The following is a 13,008-nucleotide window of genomic DNA, read 5'->3' as shown; positions in this document are numbered from 1 at the left end:
GGTGGTCGTTGCGAGTGGCGTGATCTGTTCGATCGGCTACCGGCTCTTGTCGCTGGCAGTGAGCGGCGATGAGGGTACCTCCCGCCTTGTTGGCTGATAGGCGTCTCTCAAAACCCCAGGTCAGGGGCCGCCATGTGCGGGCAATTGTGATGCAGTTCACATTGACGTCGGGAACTGATGCAGCGTTAACTCGCCCAGATCTATGAAGGTTCTGTGACTTCTGTGACTTCTGTGGCTACGGGGTGGGGTCGTGGGGTTGAGGCGAGGGTATCGCCATGTTCAGATGCGAAGAGGTAGTTCGCGTCGTGTAGTCGGGGGGCTGTCGGCAGCGGCGACGCTGTTGTCGTTGTTGCCCGTTGTGTCGATCGCGAGCGTTGACGACGCGGCGGCCGCGGTTCCCGCATCGGCGCTGACCGAGCAGTCGGCTTCGGAGCGCGCGGCGGCAACCGGCGAACCGGTCGAAGTACCGTCCGAGCGGACCGAGTACACGACGACCGTGGCGAACCCCGACGGCACCTTCACCCTCACCCAGTCGACGCAACCGCAGCGCGCACGCGCTGAGGACGGCACGTGGCAGGCTGTTGACGTCACCCTGGAAAAACGTTCCGACGGAACTGTCGGACCGAAGGCCGCCGTGGTGGACATGGCTTTTTCGGGCGGCGGGGATGGGTCGGGCCTGCTGCGGCTTGGACGGGACGGCCAGGAGTTGAGGATGGGCTGGCCCACATCGCTCCCCGCGCCCACGCTGGACGGTGCCACCGCGACGTACGCGAACGTGCCTGTCGACGGTGTGGACCTGCAGATGACGGCGACGGCCGAGGGCTACCGCGAGGTGCTCGTGGTCAGGTCCGCCGAAGCCGCTGGCAGCGCCGAACTGGAGCACATCAGCCTCACGGCCACAGGATCGGGCCTGAGTGTCGTGCCTGGCGAAGGCGGGGGGTTGCGGGCTGTCGACGCCGACGGGAACCCGGTGTTCCGGGGGCCTGCGGGACAGATGTGGGACTCGGCGGGAGACGACGCGGTGGCCGGGCCGCAGACTCAACTCTTCTCCACGGCCGCCGCCGAGAAAGCTGAGACCGAGGCTGCCACCGAGGATCTCTCCCACCCCGGTGAGGGGGACGCCACGGCGGAGCTTCCGGTGACCGTGGGGGACGGCACCGTCTCCGTGAAGCCGGACCTGGCGCTGCTTCGGGGCAAGGAGACCGTCTACCCGGTCTTCATCGACCCGCCCGTGGGGCTGGGTGTATCCGAGTGGACGAAGCTGTCGTCGGACGGTGACAAGTTCTGGAAGTTCACCGAGCCCAAGGGCGTCGGCCGGTGTGGTGTCGCGGACGGTTACGCCTGCGGTCCCGGCTACACGGACCGCATGTACTTCGAGTTCGGTCCCGGAAAGTTGGCCGGCAAGCATGTGCTGGACGCGACGTTCCGGGCGAGGGAGACCTGGTCGTTCAACTGCACTCCGTACTGGGTCGACCTGGAGCGTACGGACAACATCTCGGAGGGCACTCGCTGGCCGGGCCCGAAACAGCTGGATCAGATGGGCGACAGGTACGTCTCGGCGGGCCGCGGTGACCTGTGCAGCCCCGAGCAGCCGAACGCATGGGTCGAGTTCAACGACAACCCTGCTGAGGCGGACGAGAATCTCGCCTCCACCGTGCGGGCTTTCGCCGCGGGCAAGTTCCCCCGGCTGACCCTGATGCTGCGGGCCAAGGACGAGACCGAGCCGCGTGCGTGGAAGCGGTTCGACAACAACGCGGAACTCAAGGTCTGGTACGTGCACAAGCCGGGTGTGCCGACCACAGTGGGCGCCATCCCCGGGACCGGCAACAAGACAGGGCCATGCCGCCCCTTGTCGGACCCGCTGACGGTGACGGTGCTCGCGCCGACGGTTCACGCGCGAGTGCAGACCCTGGTGCAGCCTGGTGCGGACGAGACGACGCCCGCCCTGCAGGCGGAGTTCGTCATGCAGCGCTCCAGCAATGACACGACCAAGGGGACCTGGTCCCAGGTGTGGAGCGGGTACAGACCGGCTGAGGGGTGGGCCACGGACGGTGACCTGCTGTCGATCACGACGACCAACCGGGCGGACGGAGGCCTTTATCGGTTCCGTGCTCGCACCCAGTCCCATTGGAGCTATGACGGTCGGTCCGGTGATCTGTTCTCGCCGTACTCCTCCTGGTGTTACCTGAGGATCGACTCGACCGCGCCCAAGGCGCCGACCATCGTGCCCGGGCAGCCGTACACCGAGTGCACGGTCAATGCCTGTGCTCCGAAGGGCGCCCCGGGTGTGGCGGGCACTTTCACCTTCGGACCGAACGCCGCCGACAAGGACGTGATGGCCTACCGCTGGCGCTTCCTCACCACGGGCGCGAGTGGGGCGAAGCAGGTCAATGCTCCGAAGACGAACGAGCCGGTGACACGAAAGGACATCACTCCCGGTCTGTCCGGTACGCAGACCCTGTCGGTGGAAGCCAGCGATCTCAAGCTGGACAAGGACGGGCGCGTGCGTTGGGGACCGCCGGCGGAGTTCGTCCTCAAGGTGGGGCTGCCGCCCGGCCCGACGGGCCGCTGGCGCTTCGACGACGGTACGCCGGGCTCCGGCGTGACGGATGCCCAGGACACCGGCGAGGCCGGGACACGTCACAAGGCTGTGCTGCGTGACGCGGCCGGGACCGGTTGGTCGACGATGGCACGCCGTGGCGCGGGTGACTACTCGCTCTGGCTGAACGACAGTACGGACCCGGCCAAGCAGAGCGGCTACGCGTCGACGGACGGACCCGCCGTCAACACGCAGGACTCCTTCACCGTGTCGGCGTGGACGTACCTCACGGATGCCTCTGCGAACAGGACGGTGCTGTCCGCGCCCGGCGACCGGGGTTCGGCGTTCACGCTCTACTACTCGTCCACGTACAAGAAGTGGGTGTTCAACCGGACCGACCAGGACAAGGACAGTCCTGTCTACATCCGCTCGGTGGCCGATGCGGCCAATCCTCCACTGCGGGTTTGGACGCACCTGGCCGCTGTCTTCGATGCGAAGAGGGACGCCGACAAGAGCAACGACACGATCCAGCTGTACGTCAACGGGAAGCCCCAGGGCGATCCGGTCGTGCTGTCCGACGCCGCGTCGACGTACACGCCCTGGGCGGCGGACCGGAACCTGATGTTCGGAGTCTCGAAGGTCGGCGGTACGTACGGCGAATACTTCCGGGGGCGGGTGGACGAGGTCGCGGTGTGGCAGGAGGCGCAGCAGCCTGAGCAGATCCGCGAGGAACACCAGCTGAAGATGGACGACGTGCCGACCAATGAACTGGTCGCCCACTGGGACGCCACGATCTCGTCCGGTGCGAAGGTCTCGGAGAGCCCGGAGGACCCCGACAACCCGGCCAGTACCTCGTTCCCGTACCAACGCGGTGGTCTGACGCTGGCCGGCGACGCCAAGCTGGCCGGTGAGGATGCCACGGCGCTCGTGCTCAACGGCACCTCCGCATACGCGTACAGGACGGGCCCAGTGATCGATGAGACCGGATCCTTCACGGTGTCCGCCCGCGTACGACTCAGCAAGGCTCTGCTGGACTCCAAGCCTGACGGCTACCGAGGAGTGGTCGCCGCACAGGCGACCCCGGCGGGCAAGGAGTCCTCCTGGGCCCTGTGGGTTGAGAAGGCGGCGGACGGCGTCTATCAGTGGAAGTTCGGTCGGACGGCAGTCGACTCCACCGGAAAGGTGGTCGACAGCGCCGTCTCCGTGGCCCAGGAGCTGATCGGCAAAGAGGAGTTCGGCACATGGGTCGATGTCACCGGAGTCTTCGATGCCGTGAAGCCCTTCAGCGCCTCTGACGGGACAGAGGGTTTCGGCGTGGCCAAGCTGTACGTCGGTCAATTTCCCCAGCAGAGCGAGGAAGACGACGGGCTGGAAACCGCTCAGCAGGGTTCGGGCACACTCTCGGTCGGTCGGGGGTCGGCGGGTGGCACCACCGGACACTACCTGCCGGGTGACTTGGCGAAGTTCCGTGTGTGGTCCGGTGCCATGCCGAAGGAACAGGTACTGAGCCAGATCGCCCAGCCGTCCACGTAGATCGCGCGGGCCCGCCTCAGCGAGCTTCCCCCTGCTCTCTCTTCCATTGACCTTCAACGGTGCGCGGCCGTTTCAGCGGAGCCGCCGCCGCAAGGAGACTTGTCATGACCCAGTTCGCCCCAGGCTCGTCCGGAGCGGGGACAGCCACATCTGGCAGACGCGTCTGGACGAGGCGCATCGCCTCGGTGGTGGGCTTCGCGATGCTGCCTGGCCTGCTGACACCGGTGGTGTTCGCGGCTGAAGTGGATCCGCTCGGCAGGCCTGATCTGCAGGCCCCGAAGGCGACCAAGGTCTCCCCGTGGACGGTGAGGACGAACAAGAAGGTCGCGGCGCTCGCCGAGAAGATCGAAGTCGCCAACCGCGCTGCGGTGAAGCGCGCCGGTCAGGACCGCGCGCGAAAGGTCACCTGGCCTGTCGGCGGCTCGGCGACACTCTCTTTGGACGGATCGGGCAAGGCCAAGGGCACCCCTGGTTCGCTGCCCGTCACGCTTACGGCACCGAAGGCGACCAAGGCCGAGAAGAAACCGCGCAGCGCGGGCTCCGTCAAAGTTGAGGTCCTCGATCAGAAGACGGCGAACAAGCTCGGTATCAAGGGCGTTGTACTCAAGGTCACCGGACCGAAGACGGGCGGAAGGGTTCAACTCGGTCTGGACTACGCGGCGTTCGCCTCCGCCTACGGCGGTGACTGGGCCGGCCGGCTGAACCTGCTGAAGTTCCCGGCGTGCCTGCTCGGCGACAGCGACACGGGCAAGTGCCGTGCGCCCAAGCCTCTGGTGTCGGTCAACGACCGTGCCGAGGAGCAGCTTTCGTCGACGCTGACCTTCAAACCCGCTGCGTCCCGTGCCGAGACGATGGTCCTCGCTCTGGCCGCCGGCACGCAGTCCGGCGGCGGCGACTACAAGGCGACACCCCTGGCGTCCTCCTCGACCTGGGAGGCGGGCGGCTCGGCCGGCACGTTTACCTGGTCCTACCCCCTGCGTACGCCGCCGGCCGCGGCCGGTCCCGCCCCGGGGCTGTCGATCTCGTACGACTCCGGCGCTGTGGACGGCCGTACCGCCAACACGAACAACCAGAGCAGCCAGGTCGGTGAGGGTTTCGACCTCACGTCCTCGTATGTCGAGCGCAAGTACGGCTCCTGTGACGACGACGGGCAGGACGACAAGTTCGACCTGTGCTGGAAGTACGACAACGCCTCCCTCGTCCTGAACGGCAAGGCCACCGAGCTCGTCAAGGACGACACCACCAAGCAGTGGCGCCTGAAGAACGACGACGCCTCCACGGTCACGCACTCCGTCGGCGCCGACAACGGCGATGACGGTGACGCGAAGACCGACACCTCGGCGGGGGACAAGGGCGAGTACTGGACGGTCGTCACGGGCGACGGCACCAAATACGTCTTCGGCCTGAACAAGCTCGACGGCGCGGGCGCGAGCGACCGTACGGAGTCGGTCTGGACCGTCCCGGTCTTCGGCGACGACTCGGGTGAACCCGGCTACGGCAGTGGCAGCGGCCTCTCCGGCCGTGAGAAGAAGCAGGCCTGGCGGTGGAACCTCGACTACGTCGAGGACACCCACGGCAACGCGATGAGCTACTGGTACCAGGCCGAGACCAACCACTACGACATGCTCGGCGACGACACCACCGGCACCGAGTACGTTCGCGGCGGATACCTCAAGGAGATCCGCTACGGCCAGCGCAAGGGCGCCCTTTTCTCGGCCACCCCCGCGGCCTCGAACAAGGTCGTCCTTGACTACGCCGAGCGCTGCGTCGCCTCCGGCACCGGCTGTGACTCGCTGACCGAGGACACGCGGGACAACTGGCCCGACGTACCTTTCGACGCCGTCTGCAAGAGCGACGACAAGTGCACCGGCAACACCGGACCCTCCTTCTTCACCCGCAAGCGGCTGACCGGCCTCACCACGTACGCCTGGAACGCGGCGGCGGCGACCCCCGCGTACGCGGCCGTCGACAACTGGGCGCTCCAGCACAGCTACCCCGACCCGGGCGACACAGGGGACTCCGCCGACCAGTCCCTCTGGTTGAAGGAGATCAAGCACACCGGCAAGCGCGGCACCGACCTCGCCCTGCCCCCGGTGACCTTCGAGCACACCCTGCTCCCCAACCGCGTCGACGGACAGAGCGACAACATCCTCTCCTTCGACAAGCCGCGGCTGAAGACGATCACGTCCGAGGCGGGCGCGGTGACGATCGTGTCGTACATGGAGGCCGACTGCGTCCACGGGCAGACCATGCCCAAGGTCGACGAGAACACCAAGCGCTGCTACCCGGTGTACTGGTCGCCCAACGGGGAGCAGACGCCGATCCTCGACTGGTTCCAGAAGTACCCGGTCACCTCCGTGCTCACCTCGGCCCCGGACGGCGGCACGGAGGCGGTCCAGCACACCTACCAGTACTCGACGCCCGCCTGGCACTACAACGAGGACCCCTTCGTCCCGGCGAAGGAGCGCACCTGGTCGCTCTGGCGCGGCTTCCAGCGTGTCACGCACCTGACGGGTACCAGCGACACCGCTCAGCTGAAGACGGTCACCGTCTACATGCAGGGCATGAACGGTGACCGGGTCCTCGGCACGGACGGCCGGACACCACACCCGGACAACCGCAAGTCGGCGTCGGTGACCGGCATCCTCGCCGGCGCGGCCACGGACCGTGATCAGTACGCCGGCTTCGTCCGGGAGAGTGTGACCTACAACGGTTCCGCCGAGGTCTCCGGAACCATCAACAGCATCTGGTCGGAGAAGACAGCCACCCAGCACAAGTCCTACGCCGACACCGAGGCGTACATGGTGCGGGTCGCCAGCAAGACGGACCGCACCCGGGTGACGACCACCGGCACCGCCGTCAACCGAGCGCATCGGATCTCGTACACCTACGACGACTTCGGCATGGTCAGCACGACCGAGGACGAGGGCGACGCGGCCGTCACCGGCGACGAGAAGTGCACCCGCACCTGGTACGCCCGCAACGCCGACAACGGCATCAACTCTTTGGTCTCCCGCAACCGGACGGTTGCCAAGACGTGCGCCACGACGGACTCGGCCCTCGACCTCCCGGCTGACAGCAGCCGCCCCGGCGACGTCATCTCCGACACGGCCACTGTCTACGACGACGCCACGGCCACGGCCTGGTCGGCATCGCAGAAGCCCACGAAGGGCGAGGCGGTCTGGGCAGGCCGCGCCAAGTCCTACGGCAGCGACGACACCCCGGCCTGGCAGAAGATGGCAACCACGACGTACGACGCGCTCGGCCGTCCGCGCCTGATCAAGGACACCAACAACGCACTGGTCACGGACACGGCCTATGTCCCGACGGACGCCGGCCCGCTGACTTCCAGCAGTGTCACGAACATCAAGGGTCACAAGGCCACGACCGCCGTGTCGTTCGCGACCGGAGCGCCGCTCAAGGTGACCGACGCTAACAACAAGATCACCGAGTCCGAGTACGACAGCCTCGGCCGTGTCACCAGCGTCTGGTTGCCCAACCGCCTCAAGGTCGTCAGCCAGAAGCCGAACTACGTCTACGCCTACAACATCACCAACTCGGGCCTGTCGTGGGTGTCGACCGGCGCGATGAAGGGTGACGGATCGGGCTACAACACCACGTACGAGTTCTACGACAACCTGCTGCGCACCCGGCAGGTCCAGACCCCGACCCCAGTCGGCGGACGCCTGGTCTCGCTCATCCGCTACGACAGCCGTGGGCTGGCGATCAGCGCGCAGGGCGACATCTGGGACAACACCTCCGCCCCGTCCGGCACTCCGGTGCAGACGGAGGGAAGCCAGGCCCCGATCCAGACCGACACGACGTACGACGGTGCCGGTCGTGCCACGAAGACCGTCACGAAGACGCACGGCGTGACCCGCTGGACGACGGAGTCGACGTACACCGGCGACACGGTCACCACGTCCGCCCCGCCCGGCGGCCAGGCCACCGCCGTGATCACCAACACCCTCGGCCAGATGACCGAGCGCCGCGAGTACGCGGGCCCGAACCCGACGGGCACGGACTACACGACGACCACCTACACGTACACGGACGCGGGCCAGCAGAAGTCCATCACCGGTCCGGACAAGACGGTGTGGTCGTACACCTACGACCTGTTCGGCCGCCAGGTCACCGCGACCGACCCCGACAAGGGCACGGCGAAGTCGGTCTACGACAGCCTCGACCGGGTCGAGTCGTCCTTCAACGTAGAAGAGGAGAGCAAGAAGCTCCTCTACGGCTACGACGAGCTGAACCGGAAGACGGGCCTCTGGCAGGGCACGAAGACGGATGCGAACAAGCTCGCTGCCTGGACCTTCGACACGCTGGCCAAGGGGCAGCTGGACACGGCGGTCCGCTACGACGGCGGTTCGGTCGCGCCCGGCAAGGCGTACACGAAGAAGATCACGTCGTACGACCCTCTGTACCAGGTCAAGGAGAGCCAGCTCCTGCTCCCTGAGAACGACGACCTGGTGGTGGCGGGCGTACCTAAGACCTTGTCCTTCGCGACGGGTTACCGCTTGGACGGGACGATCAGTCTGTCGTCCCATCCGGCGGCGGGTGGTCTGCCGGCGGAGTCGGTCGGCTACGAGTACAACGCAATCGGCCAGCAGATCGAGTCGACGGGGACGACCGGTTATCTACAGGGCGCGGTGTTCTCTCCACAAGGCGACCTGCGTCAGCTCACCTTGGGCAAGGACGGCACGGCCTCGGCGAAGAAGGCCTACCTGAACTGGGACTACGAGTCCGGCACACGCCGCCTGACCCGCTCCTACGTCACCGACGACGTGCACGGCTACATGCCGCAGGAGCTGAAGTTCACCCAGGACGACGCAGGCAACGTCACGTCGATCTTCGACGCGTCGACGCTGGGCGGAACGGCCGAGCCCGACTACCAGTGCTTCACGTACGACGGCCACCGCCGCCTGACGGAGTCCTGGACCCCGAAGACGGCCGACTGCGCCGCTTCGGGCCGTACGACGTCGAACATCGACGGCGCGGCTCCGTACTGGACGTCGTACACGTACACCGCGGCCGGCCAGCGTAAGACCGAGACCCAGCACACCGGCACGGGCGACAGCACGACGACGTACACGTACGACGACACCAGCACGGCCGGCGATAAGAAGCCGCACACCCTGGACAACACGACGGGCGCCAAGGCGGCCGTCTACGACTACGACGTGAGCGGCAACACGACGTCCCGTCCTGGTCCCAAGTCCAAGCAGTCCCTCCTATGGAACGGTGAGGGCAAGCTCGCCAAAACCACCGAGGGCACGGCGGAGACGAGCTATCTCTACGACGCCGACGGGGAGTTGCTGATCCGCCGCGCCAAGGGCGACGGCGACACGATCCTGTACCTGGGCGGCACGGAGGTCCGCCTGACGGCCAAGGGCATGACGAAGACCCTCTCCGGCACGCGCTACTACACTGCCAACGGCCAGACGATCGCGGTGCGTACGGCGACCGCGGGCACGGCGGGTACGAAGCTGAGCTTCCTGGCCTCTGACCACCACGGCACGTCCAGCATCACGCTGGACGCGACGACGTACGCGGTCACGAAGAGGTACACGTCACCGTTCGGCGCGTCGCGTGACCCGAAACCGGTCACGGTTTGGCCGGACGACAAGAGCTTCTTGGGCAAGCCGGCGGACGCGGGCACGGGACTGACCCACATCGGGGCGCGTGAGTACGACCCGAAGACGGGCCAGTTCATCAGCGTGGACCCGTTGCTGGAACTCGACAAGCACCAGACCCTCAACGGCTACACGTACAGCATCAACAACCCGATCACCTTCTCCGACCCGACCGGCCTCGGCCTGAAGTGCGGTGGCCCGAACGATCCTGCTTGCCCGACGCGCCCTGACGGCTCAAAGGGAAACGGGCGGCCCAACGAGGCGGTCGACTACAGCAAGAGCGGCGGAACCGCGAGCACGGATAGCACTGGAAACTCCAGAGGTCAAACAGTCGTCCACCCTGGTGTATCCGTACCGACAGGCTGGGAGGGGCGAGAAGAGTTCACCGATAAATTCCATCAGTATCTGGATGGGGTGCGGTACACCAACGGTCAACTTCCGAGCTACCTGAATGACCTTGAGAATGAGGGTGCCCAGCAACAACTCGGGTACTGGGCGCTCAATGTCTGCCGGGCAATGAAGAGTTGCCCGCAGGAAATTATGATTGTGTTCAGGAATCAGTCCGCGGGGTTCCTTTCTGGCGTGGCAGCGCAGGCCGAGGCGCCAGGAACTCGCGGAAATGGGAAACTAGGAGCAGGTTCTCGCTGCAGGTGTTTCCTGGCCGGGACGGACGTCCTGATGGCGGATGGCAGCACAAAAGACATCGAGGACGTCGAACTCGGCGATGAGGTTCAGGCTACCGACCCTGAGACCGGTGAAACGGGGCCGCGTGAGGTGACCCGCCTCATCGTCACAGAGGACGACAAGTACTTCAACGAGCTGTCCATAGCCACCAAGGACGGTATCGAGAAGCTGACGGCGACCCACGAGCACCCGTTCTGGTCACCGTCTCAGCGCGCCTGGATTGAAGCAAGCGAGCTCGAACCGGGCATGACCTTGCTCACCGGCGGCGGCGACATGGTCATCGTCAGCGGTAACCGGGCCTACACGAGGCACGCGACCACCTACAACCTCACCGTCGATGACCTGCACACGTACTATGTGCTGGCGGGGGCCACGCCGGTACTCGTTCACAACAGCAACTGCCGCTTCGGCGCCCCGCTCAAGGATGGGATTTTCGGCCAGAGCAAGGCCGCAACCCAGAGTCGAATCCAAGAGGTCGTTGACTTCTACGATATGAACGGGCGACCGCCTGCCATGACACACCAGGGCGGTCGGAGAGGTCGACCTGCCGGAGAGTACGGAAATGGCAATGGGCAGCTCCCAGATAGGCCGCTCGGCTACTACACCGAGAGCGATGTTTGGCCTTCCGGCAGAGGGACGGGAAATCGAGGGGCGGAGCGTCTCGTATTCGGGCGGAAGGGTGAGGTGTACTACACCTCCAATCACTACGACAATTTCATCCGGCTTCGATGAGGAGTTGGCGAAAGGTTGAGGAAACGTGCAGTGGCGACCGATCTCTAGCGTCATCCCAGGGCTGTCTGCCCCGCCCTATCTGCTTCCAGAGGCGGGCCGAGACGAGGTCAGGCGTCGCGTAGAGGGTCAGGGATTCGAGGTCCGATGCGTCGATGCCTCACGCTTTCAATCCGAGCGTGACGCCTCTCTAGCTGTTGGGCGAGAGCTTGACTTCCCGGGCTACTTTCGTGGTGGCTGGGATGGATTCTTCGACTTGCTGTCTGCCGAGTTCCAGGAGAAGCCGCGCCGATTGATCGTGGGGCTTCTGAACTCGGATGTTCTTGCATGTCGGGATTTGCGCCTGTTCGTCAACACGTCGTGGCATCTTCAGAATGCGACAGAAACGATCGAGTCTGAGGGCGGCGGTGAATGGCAGCTGGAATTCTTCTACTGGGGGTCTTGGTGCCCAGAGGGGGAGTGAGGTTGGCTCTCTGCCCGTGATCGCGTTGTGAGCGATAGCGAACTACAGGCCCCACCGGAACCTTCCGGTGGGGCCTGTGCGGTGTCTGACGGCAGTAGTTGACGGCAACGTCAGCGGACGCCAGCGGCGCAAGGTGGCGGTTCGTCGCCGTCGGTCCTCTCGGTCTTGGCGGTCGTCGGGCCGTCGAGGGCGGTGCTGAGGGTGTCGATGGCGTCGCGTTGGAGGCGGAGTCGGACGTGGGCGTAGACGGTGGCGGTGACGCCGATGTGGGCGTGGCCGAGGAGTTCCTTGATCACGATGAGTTCGACGCCCTGTTCCAGGAGCAGGGTGGCGGTCGAGTGGCGGAGGTCGTGGAAGCGGATGCGGCGGAGGCCGGACTTGCGGAGGAGCGTGTTGAAGGCGCGGGTGAGGTTGGTCGGGTCGATCGGTCCGCCCCGCGTAGTGGTGAACACGTGCTCGCTGGGCTGCCACGAGGTGTCTGCGGCCTCCCGCTCTCGCTGCTGCTGTTCGCGGTGAAGCTTCAGCGAGTGGACGCAGCGGGCGGGAAGGGCGATGCGGCGTTCGGAGGCGCGCGTCTTGGTGGGGAGCGTGGTGAGCCCGCCTGCGGCGGTGCGCTGGAGGGTTCGGCGGATGGCGGCGGTGCCGGCGTCGAGGTCGAGGTCTTCCCAGCGCAGGCCGAGGAGTTCGCCCTTGCGGAGTCCGGTGTGGAGGGCGAGTTCGAACAGGGCGTGCAGCCGGTGTCCGCGCGTGGCCGCGAGGAATTGGCGGGCTTCGTCGGCGGTGAGGGGTTCGAAGCGGCGGGGGCGTGGGGTGCCGGTGCGGACGTTGCGGGCGACGTTGCGCGAGATCTCTTCCTCGCGGACGGCGTGCTCCAGGGCGGACTTGAGGATGGAGTGGAGGTAGGTGAGCGTCAGCGGGGAGAGCAGCTTGTGGCAGCACTGGCCGATGTCGCAGCAGCGGGGCTGGTCGCGCCGGGCGTCGATGCCGCGCGTGCAGCACTGGCAGGTGGTGCGGAGCTGGTTGAGCCAGGTGCGGACATCCTTGGCGGTGAGTTTGGCCAGCTTCTTCATGCCCAGGCCGGGGACGAGGTACTGGTGGACGCAGGCGGTGTAGCGGGTGTGGGTGGTTTCGCGCAGGTGGTGGAGGGCGACGTTCTCCAGCCAGTACGTCAGGTACGCGCCGACGCTGCCCTGTGCGGAGGGCACGGGGAGGCCGCGGTTGCTGGCGGCGATCTTCTCGGTGAGCTTGGCCAGGGCTTCCTTGCGGGTAGTGCCGTAGACGCGGACGCGGCGGCGGGTGTTGCCGGGGGCGAGGACGTATCCGGCGGCTTCCCAGCGGCTGTCCTTGCGCTGGTAGACGGTTCCGTCGCCGTTGGCTCGGGTGCGGCGGGAGGCGGGGGTGTCGCGAGGCGTGGCCATCAGGCA

At 66.4% G+C, this 13,008-nt stretch carries 5 protein-coding genes; 3 read left to right on the top strand and 2 right to left on the bottom strand.

All coding sequences use genetic code 11. From position 1 onward, the window contains the following. Nucleotides 1–279: 279 nt before the first annotated feature. Nucleotides 280–645 carry a hypothetical protein gene (locus ACZ9QC_RS12205; protein ID WP_472920174.1) on the bottom strand — a complete coding sequence of 122 codons (366 nt, stop codon included), beginning with the start codon at nucleotides 643–645 and terminating at the stop codon, nucleotides 280–282. Between the two features lie 67 nt (nucleotides 646–712). Here ACZ9QC_RS12205 and ACZ9QC_RS12200 point away from each other — a divergent pair, with 67 nt between their 5' ends. From ACZ9QC_RS12200 to ACZ9QC_RS12190, 3 genes are all read left to right on the top strand, one after another. Further along, nucleotides 713–4,072 carry a laminin G domain-containing protein gene (locus ACZ9QC_RS12200; protein ID WP_472920173.1) on the top strand — a complete coding sequence of 1,120 codons (3,360 nt, stop codon included), beginning with the start codon at nucleotides 713–715 and terminating at the stop codon, nucleotides 4,070–4,072. 104 nt (nucleotides 4,073–4,176) lie between these two features. Further along, nucleotides 4,177–11,124, top strand: coding sequence for a polymorphic toxin-type HINT domain-containing protein (locus tag ACZ9QC_RS12195; RefSeq protein ID WP_472920172.1), 6,948 nt, complete (start codon nucleotides 4,177–4,179; stop codon nucleotides 11,122–11,124). A 25-nt stretch (nucleotides 11,125–11,149) separates the two neighbouring features. After that, the gene (locus tag ACZ9QC_RS12190; protein WP_472920171.1) at nucleotides 11,150–11,584 is read left to right on the top strand and encodes a barstar family protein; all 435 of its coding nucleotides are present in this window, start codon (nucleotides 11,150–11,152) and stop codon (nucleotides 11,582–11,584) included. 110 nt (nucleotides 11,585–11,694) lie between these two features. On the opposite strand, the gene ACZ9QC_RS12185 is transcribed toward ACZ9QC_RS12190, so the two are convergent. Next, nucleotides 11,695–13,002 carry a tyrosine-type recombinase/integrase gene (locus ACZ9QC_RS12185; protein WP_472920170.1) on the bottom strand — a complete coding sequence of 436 codons (1,308 nt, stop codon included), beginning with the start codon at nucleotides 13,000–13,002 and terminating at the stop codon, nucleotides 11,695–11,697. Nucleotides 13,003–13,008: the final 6 nt, after the last annotated feature.

The organism is Streptomyces sp. HUAS MS02, from assembly GCF_055702265.1.
Note: the sequence above shows the minus strand (reverse complement) of the source record. Positions and strands in the feature narration are given on the sequence as shown.